The 20,080-nt window shown below is 61.5% G+C and carries 14 protein-coding genes; 5 read left to right on the top strand and 9 right to left on the bottom strand.

Translation table 11 applies throughout. From position 1 onward, the window contains the following. The first annotated feature begins 3 nt into the window (after window positions 1-3). The 3 genes from pth (at window position 4) to INF32_RS08770 (ending at window position 1,754) form a co-directional block, all read left to right on the top strand. Window positions 4-567, top strand: a complete 564-nt coding sequence (pth, locus tag INF32_RS08780; RefSeq protein WP_226387963.1) for an aminoacyl-tRNA hydrolase — start codon at window positions 4-6, stop codon at window positions 565-567. A gap of 5 nt (window positions 568-572) precedes the next feature. After that, the gene (locus INF32_RS08775) at window positions 573-971 is read left to right on the top strand and encodes an RNA-binding S4 domain-containing protein (RefSeq protein ID WP_226387962.1); all 399 of its coding nucleotides are present in this window, start codon (window positions 573-575) and stop codon (window positions 969-971) included. Between the two features lie 210 nt (window positions 972-1,181). Further along, window positions 1,182-1,754, top strand: coding sequence for a hypothetical protein (locus tag INF32_RS08770; protein WP_226387961.1), 573 nt, complete (start codon window positions 1,182-1,184; stop codon window positions 1,752-1,754). A gap of 183 nt (window positions 1,755-1,937) precedes the next feature. On the opposite strand, the gene INF32_RS08765 is transcribed toward INF32_RS08770, so the two are convergent. The 5 genes from INF32_RS08765 to hemW all read right to left on the bottom strand — a co-directional run bounded on the left by INF32_RS08765 (window position 1,938) and on the right by hemW (window position 12,272). Continuing rightward, window positions 1,938-3,176, bottom strand: coding sequence for a glycoside hydrolase family 57 protein (locus INF32_RS08765; RefSeq protein ID WP_226387960.1), 1,239 nt, complete (start codon window positions 3,174-3,176; stop codon window positions 1,938-1,940). A 43-nt stretch (window positions 3,177-3,219) separates the two neighbouring features. After that, window positions 3,220-4,506, bottom strand: a complete 1,287-nt coding sequence (locus INF32_RS08760) for a glycosyltransferase family 4 protein (protein WP_317172699.1) — start codon at window positions 4,504-4,506, stop codon at window positions 3,220-3,222. Next, window positions 4,503-6,455 carry an amylo-alpha-1,6-glucosidase gene (locus tag INF32_RS08755; protein WP_226387959.1) on the bottom strand — a complete coding sequence of 651 codons (1,953 nt, stop codon included), beginning with the start codon at window positions 6,453-6,455 and terminating at the stop codon, window positions 4,503-4,505. Before INF32_RS08755 ends, INF32_RS08760 begins: the two co-directional genes overlap by 4 nt. 332 nt (window positions 6,456-6,787) lie before the next feature. Then, complete coding sequence (gene glgP / locus INF32_RS08750; RefSeq protein ID WP_226387958.1) at window positions 6,788-11,047, bottom strand: alpha-glucan family phosphorylase; 4,260 nt, start codon at window positions 11,045-11,047, stop codon at window positions 6,788-6,790. 79 nt (window positions 11,048-11,126) lie between these two features. Further along, window positions 11,127-12,272, bottom strand: coding sequence for a radical SAM family heme chaperone HemW (hemW, locus tag INF32_RS08745; RefSeq protein ID WP_226387957.1), 1,146 nt, complete (start codon window positions 12,270-12,272; stop codon window positions 11,127-11,129). A gap of 244 nt (window positions 12,273-12,516) precedes the next feature. Between hemW and pckA the strand changes: the two genes are divergently transcribed. After that, window positions 12,517-14,124 carry a phosphoenolpyruvate carboxykinase (ATP) gene (pckA, locus tag INF32_RS08740; protein ID WP_226387956.1) on the top strand — a complete coding sequence of 536 codons (1,608 nt, stop codon included), beginning with the start codon at window positions 12,517-12,519 and terminating at the stop codon, window positions 14,122-14,124. Between the two features lie 125 nt (window positions 14,125-14,249). Here the strand turns inward: pckA and INF32_RS08735 are convergent, their stop codons facing one another. After that, window positions 14,250-15,353 carry an epoxyqueuosine reductase gene (locus INF32_RS08735; protein ID WP_226387955.1) on the bottom strand — a complete coding sequence of 368 codons (1,104 nt, stop codon included), beginning with the start codon at window positions 15,351-15,353 and terminating at the stop codon, window positions 14,250-14,252. Between the two features lie 83 nt (window positions 15,354-15,436). On the opposite strand from INF32_RS08735, the gene INF32_RS08730 reads away from it, so the two are divergent. After that, the gene (locus tag INF32_RS08730) at window positions 15,437-17,050 is read left to right on the top strand and encodes an AMP-binding protein (RefSeq protein WP_226387954.1); all 1,614 of its coding nucleotides are present in this window, start codon (window positions 15,437-15,439) and stop codon (window positions 17,048-17,050) included. Window positions 17,051-17,206: 156 nt separating this feature from the next. On the opposite strand, the gene araJ is transcribed toward INF32_RS08730, so the two are convergent. The 3 genes from araJ to INF32_RS08715 all read right to left on the bottom strand — a co-directional run bounded on the left by araJ (window position 17,207) and on the right by INF32_RS08715 (window position 20,074). After that, on the bottom strand, window positions 17,207-18,367 hold the full coding sequence (gene araJ / locus INF32_RS08725) for an MFS transporter AraJ (RefSeq protein ID WP_226387953.1): 1,161 nt from the start codon (window positions 18,365-18,367) through the stop codon (window positions 17,207-17,209). A gap of 144 nt (window positions 18,368-18,511) precedes the next feature. Continuing rightward, window positions 18,512-18,988 carry a hypothetical protein gene (locus INF32_RS08720; protein WP_226387952.1) on the bottom strand — a complete coding sequence of 159 codons (477 nt, stop codon included), beginning with the start codon at window positions 18,986-18,988 and terminating at the stop codon, window positions 18,512-18,514. 120 nt (window positions 18,989-19,108) lie between these two features. Next, window positions 19,109-20,074 carry a TIGR01212 family radical SAM protein gene (locus INF32_RS08715; RefSeq protein ID WP_226387951.1) on the bottom strand — a complete coding sequence of 322 codons (966 nt, stop codon included), beginning with the start codon at window positions 20,072-20,074 and terminating at the stop codon, window positions 19,109-19,111. Between the last annotated feature and the right edge of the window lie 6 nt (window positions 20,075-20,080).

Below are 20,080 nucleotides of genomic sequence, written 5' to 3'. Positions count from 1 at the left end.
GCGTTGAAATATCTGATTGTCGGGCTGGGCAATATCGGTGCCGAGTACGCCGAAACCCGCCACAACATAGGATTCAAAGTGTTGGACGCCTTTGCCGAGGCGTCCAATGCTGTTTTTGGCGCCGGGCGTTACGGAGCCGTGTGCGAGACGAAGTACAAGGGACGTACGTTCGTGTTGCTGAAACCCTCCACCTACATGAATCTGAGCGGCAAGGCGGTCAGCTACTGGATGCAGGCCGGGAAGATCGAGCCGGAAAACCTGCTGGTCGTGGTGGACGATATCGCGCTTCCGTTCGGGACGCTCCGTCTGCGGGCCAGGGGCAGCGACGGCGGGCATAACGGTCTGAAGAACATCGCCCTGATGCTCGGGAGCGAAAACTATGCCCGGCTCCGTTTCGGCGTTGGGGGCGACTTTCCCCGCGGACACCAGGTGGACTACGTGCTGGGAGAGTGGACCGACCAGGAGCGCAGCGGGATGCCTCCGCGGATCGAAACGGCCTGCGAGATCATCCGTTCGTTCGGTTTGCAGGGGGTGGAGCGCACGATGAACGCATACAATAAAAAATAGGAACGATGTCTTCGGTAAGGCTGGACAAATGGTTGTGGGCCGTGCGGATCTACAAGACCCGCAGCGATGCGGCCGAGGCGTGCCGGACCAACCGGGTGTTGGTCGGAGGGGCCTATGTGAAACCCTCGCGCGAGGTGAAGTGCGGGGAGGTGGTCTCCGTGAAGAAAATGCCGGTTACCTACACCTTCCGCGTGCTGGAACTGGTGTCGAGCCGGCAGCCGGCGAAGAATGTACCCCTGTATGCGCAGAATATCACCCCGCAGGAGGAGCTCGACAAGCTCAATATTCCCCGGGAGACGATCTTCATCGCCCGGGATCGCGGGACCGGGCGGCCCACCAAGAAGGAGCGCCGGGAGATCGACGCCCTGATGGACGATCTGAGTTATCTGGAGGACGACGAATAGGGTCGTCCGGATTCCGGGAATACGAAGTTCCCTCGGCTGTCATGCGGCGGCCGGGGGATTTTTTTCGGGAGGGGGCGGACTGCTCGGAAATGGAACGTCCTTCGTTTTTCGGCGTTTGCCGGCAAAATCGGGCTGCCTGTGGGATTTATTTGCCGTGGCCGGCCCTGTTCCGTATTTTGCATCTGTCGTTTAACCAATTGATCGGATGATATGAAAAAAATGCGGTTCGTATTGACATGCGGCGTGCTGGCGTTCTCCTGCCTTTGCGGGCAGGCACAGCAACGCCCTGCCGGGAGAATTCCGGCAATGACTCCGGAGCGGATGGCTGCCGGCAGGACGGAATACCTGACCCGGGAGTTGAAGCTCGATGACCGGCAGGCGAAGAAGGTCTATAAGATCTATCTGAAGCAGGCCGAGAAACTGTTGGGCGGGATGGAATTCCGTTCGTTCGGGGAGATGGGCGGCGGCAGGCCCCCGATGGGCGGTCCGGGCGGAGGCATGGGTCCCGGCAGAGATATGGGGCCTGTTCCCGGTGGTCCGGGTATGCGGGAAGGACGGCCTTCCGGTCCGGGACCGCAGGGTATGGCGGTGCCTCCGGCCGAGGAGTCGGAGAAGGAGCTGGCCGTCCGGGACAGGAAAATGAAAAAAATACTTTCGGCCGATCAGTATGCCGAATGGCGCAGGTTGGAGAGTCGGATGGAAGAGCGCCGTATGCGGGGAATGAATGTGCGGCCCGGCGAAGGAATGCCCGAACCTCCGACCCGGCCGGAAAAGGCGGAGTGAGCCGGAGGTCGTTCCGGTCCGGGGTGCCGGGCAAGGGGCGGACTGCCGGTCTGTGTCCGAATGATTCACCCCTGCCGTTCGTGCGGCAGGGGTGGTCGTTTTCCCCGAGAGGGAGCCGGGGTTTTATCCGGATGTTGCGGGAGGACGGTTCCGGCGGACAATCCGCCGGAACGGGCACCGCTGTCAGGCGGAAACCGGACAGGTTTCCCGCTCCTGTTTCTGCTCCGTCAGTTGCGCGTAGCGTTTGTCCACTTCGATCTTGAAGTCGCTCAGTACGTTCATATAGTTGATGAATGCCTCGTAGGCAGAGTCGTAAGGGTTGAAATAGCTGTGTACGTCGCCGTCCGAGAACCACTTGGTCGCCATGTAATAGAAGTGGTCGGAGGCCTGGAGGAAATTCCACACGTAGTCGAAGTCAGGGTCGGCGATCGCCTTGATTTTCGGACGCAGGGCGTAGAGGGTGTCGAACGCGTCGTTCTGGAGTTCGTTGCCCACCCAGGCCGTTACGTCCCGCTCCTCGTCGGCCCACGACATAGCGTGCGGGGAGGAGAGCACCGCCACCGGCTGGTGTCTGGCCGCAGTTTCTGCCGCCGTGGCGAACTCAAGTTTTCCCGTAGCCAGCGCCGCTTTGGGCAGGGCCGCCATGAAGTCGAAGATGCCCGTTTCGGCCCATTGATGCTCTCCGAAAGTTTCGTAGTCCATGAACAGGTTGACCACTTCGCCGGGCATGTCGGGAGAGGTGAGCCAGCCCACGTATTTTTCCACCGTCAGCGGCCACTGGTCCCATCCGCGGTCGGAGAAGCGGAAGGCGATGTCGTCGCTCAGCTTGTAGTTGCGCAGCAGGAGCCGCAGTTTCTGGTTCAGGCTGTTGGCATAGACGTAGTTGGGGCTTTTCCAGCCCAGGATGTGCTTGGCGCCCTCGGCCAGCATCGCCTTGAATCCCATGCCGGCCACGCGGGCCCCGATCTCGTCGGAGTAGATCAGCTCCGTGTTGCGGAATGTGACGGGCCGCTGTCCGAACTCCTTTTCGATCATGGCCGAATGGGCCCGGACCTGTGCCTCGAACTCCTCCTGGTCGATCAGCGAGGCCAGCGAATGGTCGTAGGTCTCTCCGAGAAACTCCACGCACCCCGTCTGGGCCAATGCCCGGAAACTCTCCAGCACTTCGGGGGCGTGGGCCCTGAACTGTTCGACCACCAGCCCCGAGAGCGAGAAGCTGACCCTGAAAGCCCCTTTGTTTTCCTCGATCAGGCGGAGCAGCAGCCGGTTCATGGGCAGGTAGCAGCGCGATGCCACTTTCTGGAGTATCGACCGGTTGGCTATGTCGTCCAGGTAATAGTGGTCCTTACCCATGTTAAAGAACCGGTATTTTTTGAGCCTCAGAGGCTGGTGCACCTGAAAATAGAAACAAACGGTCTTCATAATCTTGCGTTTAAATTATACTTCTTGCGTAACCCGCCTGCGGTCACAGGACGGATTCGTACACTTTTTTCACTTCTGCGGCGGCGTTGTCCCACTTGAGTCCCGTCACCTCTTCCAGCCCCTTCTGGGCGAACATCCGGGCGAGGGCGGGGTACTGTACCAGGGCATAGATGGCGTCGGCCATGGCATCCACGTCCCAGTAGTCCACCTTCACGGCGTAGTCCAGCACTTCGGCCACGCCCGACTGTTTGGAGATGATGACCGGTACGTTCGACTTCATCGCCTCCAGCGGCGAGATGCCGAACGGCTCCGAGACGGAGGGCATGACGTACACGTCGCTCAGCGCGAACATCTTCTGCACGTCGTCGCCCTTTAGGAACCCCGTGAAGTGGAACCGGTCCGCGATGCCCAGCTTGGCCACGCGGCGGATCACGTGGTGCATCATGTCGCCGCTGCCGGCCATGACGAACCGTACGTTGGGCAGCCTTTTGAGCACCTTGGCGGCCGCCTCCACGAAATAGTCGGGCCCTTTCTGGTAGGTGATGCGGCCCAGGAACGTGACGATCTTGTCCTTCACGCCCCGTTCCACGTCGGCCGAAGGCGTGCCGGCGAAGCGTACGGCGTTGTGCACCGTCACCACCTTTTCGGCCGGGATGCCGTATTTTTCGATCACGATGTTGCGCGTGAGGTTGCTCACGGCGATCACCCGGTCGGCGGCCTGCATGCCGGCCCGCTCGATGTTGTAGACGCTCTGGTTCACGTGTTCGCCGCTGCGGTCGAACTCCGTGGCGTGCATGTGCACCACCAGCGGTTTGCCCGACACCCGTTTGGCTGCGATTCCGGCATAGTAGGTGAGCCAGTCGTGGGCGTGGATCACGTCGAACCGGCCCTCCATCTGCCGGGTGACCTCGGCGGCCACCATGGCGTAGCGGGCCACCTCCTCCATCAGGTTGGAGCCGTACTTGCCGGAAAAGGTGTAGCGCTCCTTCCATACGTCCCCGTCCCGTTTCACGGTTCCCGTCTTGCGGAACTCCTCGCTCCGGGACTCGAACTCCTCGGGCGAGATGTAGGGCACCATGTTCGAGTTGATGTGGATAAAAGTCATCTTCTCCCAGATATCGTCGTTGCGGCCGTCCCCGTACATCGCCTCCACGTCGGAGGCATTGACTACCTTCACGAAACGCTGGTCCTCGTCCCCGTAGGCATGGGGCATGACGAACGTGACTTCCACACCCTGTTTGGCCAGCCCGCGGGTCAGTCCGTAGCATGCCGTCCCGAGACCCCCCGCGATATGCGGGGGAAACTCCCATCCGAACATCAATACTCTCATCTCAGTCCTTTTTTATGCGGTTTTTTCTTTTTGTACGTTTCGATCATCTCCTGGATGCGGAGCACGGAGCCCACGCTCCAGGCCTGCGAAATGGCCCCTTTGGGGGCATGGGGAGGATCGCCGTCGCAGATTTCGGAGATCGACCCGATGCCGTAGACGTTGAGGCAGGCCTCGAACTCCTCCAGCATCTCCTCGGCCGTGGAGACGAACGCCGGACCGTGCAGGTCGAAATTGGTCTTGACGTAGTGCTCCAGCAGCCACGGCCACACCGTTCCCTGGTGGTACTGCCGGTCGCGTGCGGGCTGGTCGCCTTCGTAGCGCCCCTGGTAGAGGGGGTTGCGCGGCGAGAGCGTCCGCAGCCCTTTCGGGGTCAGCAGGTGCTGCCGCACGATGTTCACCACGCCCAGTATCTGTTCCTGGTCGAGCATGACATAGGGCAGCGAGCAGGCGATGATCTGGTTGGGGCGGATGAACCAATTGGGACCTTCCGTACCCACATAGTCGGCCAGATATTGTTCGGAGGGGAACCAGAAGGTTTTGATGAACGAGGCTTTCGTCAGTTCCGGCTGCCCTTTCCACTCCTTTTCGAACGCTTTGTCCCTGAACTTGTGGGCCAGATGGAGCGTATAGCACAGGGCGTTGTACCACAGGGCGTTGATCTCCACCTGATAGCCGTCCCTGCCCGTCACGGGCACGCCGTCCACCACGGCATCCATCCAGGTGAGCGCCTTGCCCGGGGCGGAAGCCCATACGAGCCCGTTGCTGTGCAGGGCGATGATGCCGCCGATGCCCCGGCGGTAGGCCGCGAGGACATCCTTCATCTTCGTTCCGTATTTTTTCCATATCGTCTCGGCTCCCACGTGCTTTTCGAGTTGCTGGAGCGTCCAGAAGAACCACAGCGGGGCGTCCACCGAGTTGTAGGCGCTGCCCATGTTGGGGAAGAGCCCGTCCTTCATCTCGCGGGTCATGGTGTCCACGACATCCATGCACTCCTGCACGTTGCCCTGCGTGAGGGTGATGCCCGGCAGGGCGATGAAGGTGTCGCGGCCCCAGCGTCCGAACCACGGGTAGCCGGCCACCACTTCCGTCCGGTCGCCCCTGCGGGCGATGAACTGTCGGGCCGAATGGCGCACGCAGGAGAGGAAGTCTATCTTGTCGGAGCGCCGTCCCAGCTCCTCCGCGAAGTCTTTTTCGATGCCGTCCCGGGCGACCTCCTCCAGCGAACAGGAGAAGATGAGGCTCTCGCCTTTGGCGATGTCCGCTTCGAAATACCCCGGCGTGAGCAGGTCCTCGCGGAAAGGATAGCCCCGCCGCGCCTCCTCGGCGTATTCGAAGTTGTAGTACCAGTCGGGTGCCGCCACGAATTCGGCATCCCGGTTCGTCTGCATGTAGAGCCACGGGAAATCCTCGTACAGCCGGCACCGTACGCCGCCCGCCGCGGCGTAGGTGCGTCCGTCGGCGAACATGTTGGCGTGGCTCAGCTCGTGCATGTTCCGGAAGGCGAGGAAGGGACGCAGCCGCAGCCGTGTGGGGGAGTGGGCGTCCAGCAGCGTGTAGCGGATCAACAGCTGCGTGCGCCGGTGTATCCACAGCATCTCCTTGCGCAGCACCACGCCGCCCACGCGATAGGTGATCGTGGGGGTGGGGGTGTAGGCGAAGTCGGTGATGTATTTGTGGCCCCGGGGCTCGTAGATGCCTGGAAAACGGTGGATTGCCAGGTTGAAGCTCTGGTCGTGCTGGATGACGGTTTCGTCCAGGTTGGAGAGCAGCACGTAGTTCTGCTCGCCGTCGCCGATCGGGCAGACCATCAGACCGTGGTACTTCCGGGTGTTGCAGCAGACGATCGTCGTGCTCATGTAGCCACCCGCCCGGTTGGTGCTCAGCATCTCCCGCTGGAGCGAATACTCCAGATTGCCGAGGCTGTCCTTGTCGAAGCTTAATACAGACATAGTTTTTTCTTTTGTGGACACCCGTAAATTTAAGGAAATTTCCCGAAATATCAAACGGTATCCGCGAATAAATTATTTCGGTTTTCCCCGTTTTTTTACCGTATCCCTTCCCCGCACGCGTGCGGCCCGTACCGTTCCGGACCGGCCGGGGAGGCAGGGCAAAAGTACGGTTTTACCCTGCGGGAACCAACATAAAACGTGCCGGTAAATGTCGTCTTCGGACTTATTTCGTATTTCGTGCGGCTCCTGTCCGGAAACGGGAACCCCGGAGCGCCTCGAGGCGCTCCGGGGTTCCCGTGCGTGCGGCCCGGCGCTGTGCGCCGGTGGCCGTCCTATGCCCATTTCACCAGCGCGAAGTCCATGCGGTGGGGCAGTTTGTCGTTCTTGGGGTAGACTCTCAGCGCCATGTCGAACGTGCCGCTGCGGTCGGGCACCGAATCCACGGCGTAGGTGGCGTGGCTGCCTTCGCTGCCGATCAGTTCGAGCTGTTTGGTGTCCACGATCTTCACCTTGCCTTCGTCGATCTGGCTGGCCACGATCAGTTCCACGCCGATGTCCTGCGGACGGAGCCCGTCCACGTCCACCGTCACCTCGATATGGTAGGGGTTGCCCAGTTTGATGGCCTCCTTGCCCATGTCGAGCTGTTTGACGGTGAGGATGTTCACCTTGTCCCACGAGTTGCTGACCCTTCGTTTCCAGGCGGCGATTTCGCGGGCCAGCGTGAAGTCGGCGGCGACCATCGTCCGGTGACGCTCGCAGAGCTTGCCGTAGAAACGCTCCTCGTAATCGCGCAGCATGCGGTTGGTCGTGAAGTTGGCCGCGATGTCCGCGATGCAGCTCTTGACGGCCCGCATCCACTCGTAGGGAATGTTCTGTTCGTCCCGTTTGTAGTACATGGGGGCGATCTCCTCCTCGATGGTGGTGTAGATGATTTCGGCGTCCAGGTCGTTCTGGAAATTCTGGTCGGTGAAGGTCCGCTCCATCGGCAGCATCCAGCCGGCCCCTTTCCGGTAGCCTTCCACCCACCAGCCGTCGAGTACGCTGAATTGCAGCACGCCGTTCATTACGGCCTTCTCGCCGCTGGTGCCCGAGGCCTCCAGCGGGCGGGTCGGGGTGTTGAGCCATACGTCCACGCCCTGCACCATCCTGCGGGCCAGCTCCATGTCGTAGTTCTGCAGGAAGATGATCTTGCCGGCGAAACGGGGCATGGCCGCCACCTCCACCACGCGTTTGATGAGGTCCTGTCCCGGCTTGTCGTTCGGATGCGCCTTGCCCGCGAAGACGAACTGCACGGGGCGTTCCGGGTTGTTGACGATGGCGTCGAGCCGGTCGAGGTTCGTGAAGAGAAGGTTGGCCCGTTTGTAGGTGGCGAACCGGCGGGCGAAACCGATGGTCAGCACGTCGGGCTTGAAGGCCTCGATGCTGCGGACCATCTGGCCCGGCGAAGTGAAGACCGCCTGCGAGGGGTCGGCCATCCGTTTGCGGATATGCTGGATGAGTTTGTCCTTGAGGACCATGCGTTCGCTCCACAGCTCCTCGTCCCGGATCTCGTGCACCTTCTGCCAGGCGGCGATGTCGTAGTCGTGCCGGCGGAACCCTTCCGGGAAGTACCGGGCATAGAGCCTGCGGAGGTTGGGTGCCGTCCAGGTGGGGAAGTGCACGCCGTTGGTGACGTAGCCGATGTGGAGTTCGTCCTTGAAGTAGCCGGGCCACATGCCGCCCAGGATCTCCTTGCTCACCTCGCCGTGCAGCCAGCTCACGCCGTTCACCTCCTGGCAGAGGTTGCAGGCCAGGAAGCTCATCGAGAACTTCTCGTTCGGATCGTTGGGCTTGGTCTTGCCGAGGTTGATGAACTGTTCCCATGTCACGCCCAGCCGGTCGGGGTAGTGCGACATGTACTGGCGGATCATCGACTCGGGGAAGGCGTCGTGTCCGGCCGGAACCGGCGTGTGCGTGGTGAAGAGCGACGAGGAGCGCACCACCTCCAGCGCTTCGCTGAACGAGAGCTTGTGCTTGCCGATCAGGTTGTTGATCCGTTCGATGCCCATGAAGGCCGCGTGGCCTTCGTTGCAGTGGTAGACGTCCTGGTGGATGCCCAGTTCGTTGAGGGCCCGGATGCCTCCGATGCCGAGCAGGATCTCCTGTTTGAGCCGGTTCTCCCAGTCGCCTCCGTAGAGGTAGTGGGTGATCTGGCGGTCTTCGTCCAGGTTCAGGTCGTGGTCGGTGTCGAGCAGGTAGAGGTCCGTGCGGCCCACTTCGCATTTCCAGATGCGGGCCGTGATCGTCCGTCCCGGGAAGGCGATGTGGATGCTGCACCAGTTGCCTTCGGCGTCGCGGGCGGGTGAGATGGGCAGCTTGTAGAAGTTCTGCGCCTCGTAGCTGGCCTCCTGGGCTCCTTGTGCGGAGAGGCGCTGCGTGAAGTATCCGTAGCGGTAGAGCAGTCCTACGGCCACCATCGGCACGTTCTTGTCGCTGGCTTCCTTGAGATAGTCGCCGGCCAGGATGCCGAGGCCGCCCGAATAGATTTTAAGGGTGTTGTTCAGGCCGTATTCCATGCTGAAGTAGGCGATCTTCGGCCCGCCGGCCTCCGCCTTCTCCTTCATGTAGTCCTGGAATTCGGCGTAGACGGCGTCCATCTTGGCGAGAAACTCCGCGTCCTTTTCGAGCTCTTTGAGCCGCTTGTAGTCGAGCCGGTCGAGGAAGTCGATCGGATTGCGGTCGCAGTCGTGCCACAGGTCGTTGTCGATGTACTCGAACAGTTCGTGGGCTCCCAGCGTCCATGACCACCAGAGGTTGTGCGACAGGATTTCCAGCGGGTGAAGACGGGCCGGCAGGCTCTTTTCCACCATCAGACGCGTCCAGGTGGGCGTATTGCTCACCAACTGCTGGCGCACGAAATTGATCTGTTCGGTATAGTTGCCGCCCCCCTCGTAGGCCACGCGATTGGTGCGGGCCACGGCATTCTGCAGGGCGAGTTCGTAGGCTTGGCAGTAGAATTCGATCAGGTTCTCCCACAGGGCCGTCCTGGCGATGGCCGCGGCCGATTCGCGGTACCCGGCGTACTCTTCGGCGCTCATGCCGGCGAAACGGCGCAGCGAGGCGGCGATGGCCTCCACCACCTCGGAGTCGTTCGTGTCCGTGCGGCGGATCACCTCCACGCCTTTGTGCTCCTTGTCGTGGCGGTCCACCCACAGGCCGAATCCGGCCAGCGACGTGGTGACGGTCGGCACGCCGAAAGCCACGCTCTCCAGCGGGGTGTAGCCCCACGGTTCGTAGTAGGAGGCGAAGACCGTGACGTCCATGCCGGCCAGCAGCTCGTAGTAGTGCCTGTCGAAGATGCCGTCGTGCTCGTCGAGGTAGGTGGGAACGAAGATCACCTTCACCCGGCAGGCGGGGTCGAGCAGCCGGCTGTCCTTCATCGCGTTGAGGATCGGGTCCCAATCCGGAGCCGACAGATAGTGGGTCGTGTGCGGATTTTGGTTGCGGTCGATCGGGTTGGACGGGTCGTCCAGATGGGCCCTCAGGTCCTTGCGGGGACCCTCGTTGCCGGCCGGTACGGTGATGTAGGCCAGCACGTCGCGCTCCAGTCCGTCGTTTTCGGCCAGTTTCTTGAGCGAATCCATGAAGACGTCGAGCCCTTTGTTCTTGAATTCATAGCGGCCGCTGGTGCCCACGATCAGCGGTTCCCGTTCGAACTTGCAGTCCAGGCAGGCTTCCGCCACGCGGATCATCGCCTCGCGGGCCTCTTTCCGTTTCTGTTCCAGTACGGGGGCCTCCCATACGAAGTCGTCCTCGAAACCGTTCGGCGTCACCAGATGCACCTCGCGTCCGAGCAGGTATTTGCATTCGCGGGCCGTGATATCGCTCACCGTGAGAAAGGCGTCGTAGTAGTTGGCCGCCGTCTTTTCGAGGGAGTGCTTGGCCACCACGTTGAACTGGCGGGCGTACTCGTCGGCGTTGAAACGGGTCAGGTTGCCGTACAGGGGCAGGCCGTTGCCGGCCAGCGAACGGCCCATCACCGTGGCGTGGGTGGTGAAGACCGTGGCGATATAGGGCGAGAACTTGCGCAGGTAGAGTCCGCCGCTGCTGGTCATCCACTCGTGGAAGTGGGCCGCCACCTTGTCGGTCGAGGCGCAGAAGGTTTCCACGTAGCTCTCGATCACCTTGGCGGCCGCGTAGCCGAAGAGGACCGGTTCGATGTAGTCCCACTGTCCGCTAATCGAATCCACGCGGTAGGTCTCCCAGAGGAATTTCAGGATTTCGTCCTTCTGGGGGATGAACGAACTGAAGTCCACCAGCACCACGAGCGGGTTGCCCTTTACTTTCCAGCGGCCCACCTTGACGCGGAGACCGTCGTTATAGACCATTTGTTTCCAGTTCTTGAGCAGGCTCGGGTCCTCTTCGAATTCGGGATTGGTCCCTTCCCGGTGGATGTCGGGTCCGATCAGGATATAGCGGTCGCCCAGGGTCTGGGACATGGTCAGCGCTTTGGTCGCGACGACGGTGTGGATGCCGCCCACCTTGTTGCATACTTCCCAACTCACCTCGAACAGGTAGTCGGGCTTCTCTTTGGTTCCGTTACATGCGGTCATATTTCATGTGTTTAGATGCGAATGGTCGAGGGTGCAAAATTAGGAATTTTTTGACTTCCTGTCACGGTTTTTCTTATTATTATGTATGCGTCTCCCCGTCTCCGGGCCAGAACAGTTCGCAGATCACGCCGTCCGACACGAGGTACTCCTCGGGCCGGAGACGGTAGCGGCCGCCCGTGTGTTCCAGTATGCCGGCCTCCACGAAACGGTGGGCCGACTCCTCGAAATAACACAATTTGCGTGCCCCGAACCGGCGTTCCAGTTCGGCGGTGTCCACTCCCTCGGCCCGGCGCAGGGAGACCATCACCAGTTCGTCGTACCGTTCCTCCTCGGTGAGCGTCTCCTCTTCGTAGAGAGTCCCCTCCTCCAGCTCCCCGAGGTAGCGGGCGAGGGAAGGGGGGCTCCAGCTGCGGCGCCGTCCGTCGTAGGAGTGGGCCGAGGGACCGATTCCCAGATAGGGTTCGCCCGTCCAGTAGGCGCTGTTGTGGCGCGAACGGCGGCCAGGCCGGGCGAAGTTGGAGATTTCGTAGTGTTCGTATCCGGCGGCGGTGAGCGTGCGGTGGAGCGTGAGGTACTGCCGCTGGCTGGTCTCTTCGTCCACGGGTGTGAATTTCCCCTGTGCGGCCCGGCGGCCGAAGACCGTGCGGGGTTCGACGGTCAGGTGGTAGGCCGAGATGTGTTGGACCTCCAGTGAGAGCGCCCGCTCCAGGTTATCCCTCCACTCCCGGTCGCTCATGCCGGGGATACCGTAGATCAGGTCGATCGAGATGTTGCCGAATCCGGCCCGCTGCGCCTCCCGCACCGCCTTTTCGGCTCCTTCGGCCGTGTGGCGGCGGTTCATCAGCCGCAGGTCGCGGTCGACGAAGGACTGGATGCCGATACTCAGCCGGTCGAACCCGGCCCGCAGCAGCCCGTCGAGGCAGGCGGGCGAGAGGTCGTCCGGATTCACCTCCACGGTGGACTCCTCCAGTCCGGTGCAGTCCCACAGTTCCCGGGCCCGGGCCGTCAGCCGGCCGAGTTCCTGCGGAGCGTAGACCGAAGGGGTGCCTCCGCCGACGTAGAACGTGGAGAGGCTGTCGCCGGGCAGAAACCGCCGCCGCAGCTCCATCTCCCGGAGCAGGGCCTCCAGCACGGGGCCGGTTTTGGCAAGGGATATGCAGGAGAAGAAGTCGCAGTAGTGGCACAACTGTTTGCAGAAGGGGATATGTATGTAGAGTCCGGCCATGCCCGTTTCGTGTTTTCCTTGTCAAAGAAAGGGAAATTCCCGGGAAATATTGCACGGGGCGGGAGAAAAAGCGGAACGGACCTTTCGGATAGCACCCTGCGGGGTCTCTGCGGGGCGGAAAAGCAACACGGAAAATTAATTTAGAAAAAAATTTAAAAAACTACTGTTATTTGTGTAACAATACAAAACTTTTTATACCTTTGCATCCGGAAAAGAAGATGTATTAACTAAAAATAGTTTGATTATGTCAAAGATCGATTTGAGCAAGTACGGGATCACGGGCGTGACCGAGATCGTACACAATCCCTCTTACGAGCAGCTGTTCGAGGAGGAGACCGCTCCGGGCCTGGAGGGTTACGAGAAAGGTGTGGTGACCAATATGGGAGCCGTGGACGTGATGACCGGCGTGTATACCGGCCGTTCGCCCAAGGACAAGTTCTTCGTGATGGACGACGTGACGCGCGACACCATCTGGTGGACTTCCGACGAGTATAAGAACGACAACAAGCCCGCCACGCAGGAGGCATGGAAGGTGCTGAAGGATATCGCTTCGAAGGAACTTTCGAACAAGCGGCTCTACGTGGTGGACGCTTTCTGCGGCGCCAACGAGAATACCCGCCTCAAGATCCGCTTCATCATGGAGGTGGCCTGGCAGGCCCATTTCGTGAAGAACATGTTCATCCGTCCCACCGAGGAGGAGCTGAAGAACTTCGGCGAGCCCGACTTCGTGGTGCTGAACGCGTCGAAGGCCAAGGTGGAGAACTACAAGGAACTGGGTCTGAATTCGGAGACGGCCGTGGTGTTCAACCTCACCGAGAAGATGCAGGTGATCATCAACACCTGGTACGGCGGCGAGATGAAGAAGGGCATGTTCTCCTACATGAACTACCTGCTGCCGCTCAAGGGTATCGCCTCGATGCACTGCTCGGCCAACACCGACATGGAGGGTAAGAACACCGCCATCTTCTTCGGTCTGTCGGGTACGGGCAAGACCACCCTTTCGACCGATCCCAAGCGTCTGCTCATCGGCGACGACGAGCACGGATGGGACGACGAGGGCGTCTTCAACTTCGAGGGCGGCTGCTACGCCAAGGTGATCAACCTCAGCCAGGAGAACGAACCCGACATCTGGAACGCCATCAAGCGCGACGCCCTGCTGGAGAACGTAACCGTCAACGCCGAGGGCGTGGTGGACTTCAGCGACAAGTCGGTGACCGAGAACACCCGCGTGTCGTACCCGATCTACTTCATCAAGAATATCGTGAAGCCCGTTTCGAAGGCTCCCGCCGCCAAGAAGGTGATCTTCCTGTCGGCCGATGCGTTCGGCGTGCTGCCTCCGGTTTCGATCCTGACCCCGGAACAGACCAAATACTACTTCCTGTCGGGCTTCACCGCCAAACTGGCCGGTACCGAGCGCGGCATCACCGAGCCCACGCCGACCTTCTCGGCCTGCTTCGGTGCGGCCTTCCTGTCGCTGCACCCCACCAAGTACGGCGAGGAGCTGGTGAAGAAGATGCAGATGTCGGGCGCCAAGGCCTATCTGGTGAATACCGGATGGAACGGAACCGGCAAACGTATCTCGATCAAGGACACCCGGGGTATCATCGACGCCATTCTGGACGGTTCGATCGACAAGGCTCCCACCAAGAAGATCCCGTACTTCGATTTCGAAGTGCCGACCGCTCTGCCGGGTGTAGATCCCAAGATCCTCGACCCGCGCGACACCTATGCCGAGGCGGCTCAGTGGGACGAAAAGGCCCGCGATCTGGCTGCCCGCTTTATCAAGAACTTCACCAAGTTCGAGGGCAACGAAGCCGGCAAGGCGCTGGTGGCTGCCGGTCCGAAGCTGTAATCAATGTAATCTGGAATAAGTTTAAGGACGGAACGTCCCGGTCGCAAGGCCGGGGCGTTTTGTTTTCGGCGGGAGCCGGCGGGACGGACGGTTGCCTCCGGAGTGTGCGTCTGCCCGTCGGGGTGTCAGTCGCGGCGGATCAGTCGCAGCTGCAGGTTTTCCAGCCCGCAGCGGACGAGCGGGGTGGTGCCCATGCGGGTCCGGAACGCCGCGGCGGAAAGGGCGAGCCAGGTCTCGCGCGTCATTTCGTCGGGCCGGAAAAGCGGGGCGAATGCCGGGTGGGTGAACCGGGGGGCCTGGCGGTTGTAGGGACAGACGCTTTGGCACAGGTCGCAGCCGAAGAGCCAGCCGTGCAGGCCGGGTACGTCCGGAGGGCTCTGCGCGGTCCCTCCGGGGGGCGGAACGGGGGCGTTCGCGGAAAGCGCGGCCGGAGTGTCGGCCGGCGGGACGGGGGAGTGTCCGGGGGCTGTTTCCGTGGAAACGGGATGTTCCGCAGGCCTGGTGGCGGGAGATGCCGGACGGGGTGCGTCGGCCGGGGCGGGACGTTCGATCGTCAGGCGCGAGATGCAGCGCCGCAGATCGAGCCGGCGCGGAGCCGTGATCGCACCGTTCGGACAGGCATCCATGCAGCGCCGGCAGGTGCCGCACCGCTCCCCGGCGAACGGCGTGTCGTAGTGGTCGGCGGGGGCGTCGAGCACCGCCTCGCCCAGCAGGACGAACGAGCCGAATCGGGGAGAGACGAGCAGGGAGTTCTTGCCGATCCAACCCAGTCCGGCCTCCGCAGCCCAGCTCTTCTCCATCAGCGGGGCCGTGTCGGTGAAGCAGCGGCCCGTGACGCCGGGATAGCGCCGGCGGACGGCGTCGAGCAGGGCGGTCAGCATCTCCCGGATGGTCGTGTGGTAGTCGCGTGCCAGGGCGTAGGAGGCGATGCGGGGGTAGGGTTCCCACGGGCGGGCGGGATCGGGGACCGGGCGGCAGCTCTCCTGCCAGGCCCCGTTGTTGCAGGAGACCAGGCAGACGACCACCGTGCGGGCTCCCTCTACGAGCAGGGCGGGGTCGAGGCGTTTGTCCGCGTGGCGCTCCAGGTAGCCCAGTCCGGCATGATTGCCCTCGGCCAGCCACGCAGAGAATCCCTCCGCCCGTTCGTCCAGTCGTCTGCAACGGGCCACTCCGCAGTCGTCGAATCCTATTCCGAGGGCCTGCCTCCGTATCCATTCCGCCTCCAGCATCGCATTATTTTTCGTAAAAATAGCGTTTTCATAATAATAAAAACTATTTTTGCGTTTGAAATTGGGAGTATTTTTTGTTGATTATGGCTTTTAAAACATTGCGCGAACTGTATCTGAACAGTATCGGTTCGTTCGCCGAAAGGCCCTCTTTCTCGATGTACGAGGCCGGCTCCATGACCTACCGGGAGTTCGGGGAGCGGGTCGAGACCGTCCGGGAGATGCTGCTCGACGCGGGGCTCAGCAGCGGCGACAAGGTGGCCCTCCTGAGCGGGAACATGCCCAACTGGCCCGTCTGCTATCTGGCCGTCGTCTCGTCCGGCATGGTGGTGGTTCCGATCCTGCCCGACTTTTCGGGACCGGAGCTCGACATGATTATCGAGCATGCCGATGCCAAGGCGCTGCTGGTGTCCGACAAACTCTTTTCGAAAGTTTCCAAAGCGATCATAGAGAAACTCAATGTGGTGATCCGCACCAAGAACCTGGGAATCATCTCCCGGCACGGTACGGGACGGGGTACGATGACCGAGCCCCGCGGCGAGGATGTCGCGGCGATCATCTACACGTCGGGCACCACCTCCAAACCCAAGGGGGTGATGCTCTCCCACAGCAATCTCTGTTCGCAGCTGGAGATGGCCCGGAGGCTCTATCCGATCGGTCCGCAGGATGTGTTCCTTTCGATCCTGCCCCTGTCGCATACCTACGAGTGTTCGATCGGTATGCTCTATCCTTTCATGGAGGGCTCGTCGGTGGTCTATCTCGACCGTCCGCCCACGGCTTCGACCCTCATGCCCGCCATGAAGGCGATCCGGCCGACGATCATGCTGAGCGTGCCGCTGATTATCGAGAAGATATACAAAAGTCAGGTGCTCAAACCTTTCACGGAAAACGCCTTCAAGAAAAGGGTGTACGGCTGGGGTTGGTTCCGCCGGATGATCCATCGGGTGGCGGGCCGGAAACTGGTGAAGATTTTCGGCGGCCGCCTGCGCTTTTTCGGAATCGGCGGGGCCAAGCTCGACACGCAGGCCGAACAGTTCCTGATCGACGCGCGTTTCCCCTATGCCATCGGATACGGGCTCACCGAGACCGCACCGTTGATCGCGGGGGCCATTCCGGGCCGTACGTCGCTCGGCTCGACGGGTCCCGTGATGGACGGCGTGTCGGCCCGGCTCGAAAATATCAATCCCCGGTCGGGCGAGGGAGAGATCGTGGTCAGGAGCCCGAGCACGATGATCGGCTATTACAAGAATCCCGAGGCCACGAAGGAGGTCTTCACGCCCGACGGCTGGTTCCGCACCAAGGACCTCGGCCTTTTCGATTCGCGCGGTTACCTCTATATCAAAGGGCGTCTGAACAACATGATCGTCGGGCCCAGCGGGGAGAACATCTATCCGGAGGAGATCGAGACGGTCATCAACAGCCATTTTCTGGTGACCGATTCGATCGTCAAGGAGGAGAAGGGCAAACTGGTGGCTCTCGTCCATTTCAACCGCGAGGAGCTGGAGCGCCGGTATTACAGCATGAAGGAGGAACTGGGCAACAAGATGGACGAGATCAAGTCCGACCTGATGCGCTACGTCAACTCCAAGGTGAACAAATTTTCCCGGATTTCGGTGGTCGTGGAACAGACGGACGGTTTCGAAAAGACCCCGACCCACAAGATCAAGCGGTTCCTCTATATCAAGAACCGGAAGAAATAGGCTCTCTCTGCCGCGAAACGGGGAAAGGCCGTTCTTACGGACGGCCTTTCCTGTCGTTTGGGGGCGCACCCGGAGCGGGGAACCGGACTGTATCCGGGAAGAGGGGGTGAATCCGGGGCTGCCGGCCGGGGCCGTATTCCGGACAGGGCAGCGGTTTTAGGCCCCAGGAAGCCGGGGCGTTTCGTAGCGTCGGTGGAACAGCCGCAGCAGGAGGAAGCCGGCCAGCGCGAGCGGGGCTCCGACCAGGGCGGTGTAGCGGTAGTCCAGCCCGGCGTCGAGCGGGAGGCCGCCGAGATAGGCGCCCAAGGCGTTGCCGAGGTTGAAGGCCACCTGAACACTGGCGGCCCCCAGCATTTCGCCTCCTTTCGAGTAGCGGATCAGCAAGATCTGCTGGGGGCTGGAGAGAGCGAAAAGTCCCGTCGTGCAGAGGCACATGAGCAGGACGGAGAGCCACGGCACCGGCGACAGGAAGAAGGTGAGCAGCAGCAGGAGACAGACGATGCCCTGGACCGTGGCGGCCACGCGCCCGGGCTGGAAACGGTCGGAGAGGCGTCCGCTGGCCAGGTTGCCGACCACCATGCCGAAACCGGCCAGCACCATGAGGAAGGTGATGCTGTGGGCCGGGAAACCGGAGACGTTCACCAGCAGCGGATTGATGTAACTGTACCAGCTGAAGATACCCCCGTTGCCCAGCATCGTGGCGCCGATCAGCAGCCAGGGGGCAGGCGAACGGAGAAACCGGAACTGTCCCTTCAGTCCCGTGTCGGGCAGGCTCTCCACTTGCGGCACCCAGCGCCAGATGTAGTAGAGGATGATGACGCCCCAGCAGCCGACCAGCAGGAAAGTGAGCCTCCAGGAGAGGGCCGAGGCGAGCGAGGTGCCCAGCGGCACGCCGAAGAGATTGGCAACCGTCATGCCCGCCACCATGATCGAGACGGCCTGCGAACCGTGTCCCTTGTCGGCCAGTTTGTCGGCCACGATCGAGCCCACGCCGAAATAGGCGCCGTGGGGCAGGCCCGACACGAACCGGGAGAGGAGCAGCACCCAGTAGTTGGGAGCCGAGGCGGCGCAGAGGTTGCCCACCATGATGATCGTGACCAGCACGAGGAGGATTTTCTTGAGCGGATATTTGCGGGCGAGGATCAGCATGGGTGCCCCTACGCAGACCCCCAGTGCATAGGCCGAAATGAGATGGCCGGCGGTGACGATGCCGATGCCCAGGTCGTCCGCCACGTAGGGCAGGATACCCATCATCACGAACTCGGCGATGCCCAGGCCGAGCGTTCCGAAGGCCAGCGCGATAAGACTTTTTTTCATCGTTCAGTCGTTTTTCGGGCGCAAAAATACGACTTCGCGGAAAAAATCGTGCCGCGCGGGGAGAAATTTAATACGCTTCGTCGTTACATGGCCCATGGGCGGTGTGGCGCATGTTCGTGCGGGGAATATGGTGACGGGTACGCTTTATTCCGGCGCGGAGTGCGGCTCCATGGGAGCGGACGGTTCCGTGTCGGCGAAATCGGTATCCGTGAAGATATACTCGAACGTTATGTGCCGTTTCCTTTTCTGCACGAGAGTATATGTCTTTATCTGATATAGATTATTCGTTTCCGGGTCCGGAGGGTAAAACTTATGAATAACTTGTTTCTCCCCGTTCGAAACCACGATGGAATCGCCGGGATTAGGAGACATATGGTCCCCGCAAAAAGGAAGTGGATAATGCCCTTCTGCCCCAAATTTTAATGCATGACTTCCTTGTGGGGGGATAATGAAAACGGTATCTTCTGTCAGAGAGTGTCTTGCATCATGTGAGTGCCACGTAAAACTGATAGATTTATCCGTCTGATTTTTGTACGCACAAGTGGTGATGTACACGTATTCAGTAAAGCATCCGGCAAATGCAAGGATCAGAAAGACGGATACCGGCAGGAATCTTTTCATAATCGTCCGTTTGGGGGTTCATGTGTCCGGGTTCGCATTATGCGAATCGGCAAGATCGGCCGTGTTTTTGGGGGGATGACGACTGCGGAATGGTGCGGGAGCCTCCCGCCTCCTTGCCGCCTATTCGTGCCGGGGGGCCGTTGTCGCCCCGTAGAGCTCTCCCTGCCAGGCATTGCGCTCCTCCAGCCGCTTTTCGAGCAGGGCCAGCAGGCGGTCGTTGCGGATCAGCCCCCACGTGGGGCCGACATGGTAACGGGGCGGGGCCTCTCCCGCGAAACGTTCCACCACCAGGTCGGGCCGGAGGCGGCGGAGAATCTCCGTGAAGAGGTCGAGGTAGGCCGGCAGGTCCCAGAAACGGAACTCCTCCGGCCGGGCGGCGTAGCGGGCGGCCATCGGCGTGCCCCGGAAAATCTGGAGCTGGTGGAACTTCACGGTGGTGAGGGGCAGGGCGTTGATCCGCTCGGTCTGTTCGACCAGCATCCGGTCGGTTTCGCCCGGCAGGCCCAGGATGAAGTGTCCGCCCACGTGGAGCCCCCGTGCGGCGGCTGCCTCCACGGCCCGGCGGGCGCACTCGAAATCGTGGCCCCGGTTGACGGCCCGCAGCGTACGGTCGTAACACGATTCGATCCCGAACTCGAGGGCGACGTAGCGGTCGCGGGCCAGCGAGGCGAAATAGTCCAGTTTCCCGTCGTCCACGCAGTCGGGGCGCGTGCCCACCACGATGCCGGCCACGCGGGGATCGCGCAGCGCTTCGTCGTAGATGGCCCGCAGGCGCTCCAGCGGGGCATGGGTGTTGGAGTAGGACTGGAAGTAGGCCAGGAAGCGGTCGGCCCGGCGGTAACGGTTGGCGTGGAACTCGATTCCTTCGGCGATCTGGGTGGCGACCGTCTTGTCGGGCGTGCAGTAGGAGGGGGTGAACGCCTCGTTGTTGCAGAACGTGCAGCCTCCCGTGGCGACCGTCCCGTCCCGGTTGGGGCAGGTGAACCCGGCATTGATGGTCACCTTCTGGACTCGGCCGCCCAGCAGCCTGCGGAAATAACCGGCGTAGCTGTTGAACCGCCTTTCATCTCCCCACGGATAGAGCATGGCGGC

Origin of the sequence: Gallalistipes aquisgranensis, assembly GCF_014982715.1 — a bacterium.
Classification (GTDB): domain Bacteria; phylum Bacteroidota; class Bacteroidia; order Bacteroidales; family Rikenellaceae; genus Gallalistipes; species Gallalistipes aquisgranensis.
The sequence above is the reverse complement of the archived record's forward strand: the minus strand, read 5'-3'. Positions and strand labels throughout refer to the sequence as shown.

Excerpts from the sequence above, each read along its gene's own strand:
- INF32_RS08775 (WP_226387962.1), top strand. The coding sequence starts at position 573 with ATGTCTTCGGTAAGGCTGGACAAATGGTTGTGGGCCGTGCGGATCTAC.
- INF32_RS08770 (WP_226387961.1), top strand. The coding sequence starts at position 1,182 with ATGAAAAAAATGCGGTTCGTATTGACATGCGGCGTGCTGGCGTTCTCC.
- INF32_RS08765 (WP_226387960.1), bottom strand. The coding sequence starts at position 3,176 with ATGAAGACCGTTTGTTTCTATTTTCAGGTGCACCAGCCTCTGAGGCTC.
- INF32_RS08760 (WP_317172699.1), bottom strand. The coding sequence starts at position 4,506 with ATGAGAGTATTGATGTTCGGATGGGAGTTTCCCCCGCATATCGCGGGG.
- INF32_RS08755 (WP_226387959.1), bottom strand. The coding sequence starts at position 6,455 with ATGTCTGTATTAAGCTTCGACAAGGACAGCCTCGGCAATCTGGAGTAT.
- glgP (WP_226387958.1), bottom strand. The coding sequence starts at position 11,047 with ATGACCGCATGTAACGGAACCAAAGAGAAGCCCGACTACCTGTTCGAG.
- hemW (WP_226387957.1), bottom strand. The coding sequence starts at position 12,272 with ATGGCCGGACTCTACATACATATCCCCTTCTGCAAACAGTTGTGCCAC.
- pckA (WP_226387956.1), top strand. The coding sequence starts at position 12,517 with ATGTCAAAGATCGATTTGAGCAAGTACGGGATCACGGGCGTGACCGAG.
- INF32_RS08735 (WP_226387955.1), bottom strand. The coding sequence starts at position 15,353 with ATGCTGGAGGCGGAATGGATACGGAGGCAGGCCCTCGGAATAGGATTC.
- INF32_RS08730 (WP_226387954.1), top strand. The coding sequence starts at position 15,437 with ATGGCTTTTAAAACATTGCGCGAACTGTATCTGAACAGTATCGGTTCG.
- araJ (WP_226387953.1), bottom strand. The coding sequence starts at position 18,367 with ATGAAAAAAAGTCTTATCGCGCTGGCCTTCGGAACGCTCGGCCTGGGC.
- INF32_RS08720 (WP_226387952.1), bottom strand. The coding sequence starts at position 18,988 with ATGAAAAGATTCCTGCCGGTATCCGTCTTTCTGATCCTTGCATTTGCC.
- INF32_RS08715 (WP_226387951.1), bottom strand. The coding sequence starts at position 20,074 with ATGCTCTATCCGTGGGGAGATGAAAGGCGGTTCAACAGCTACGCCGGT.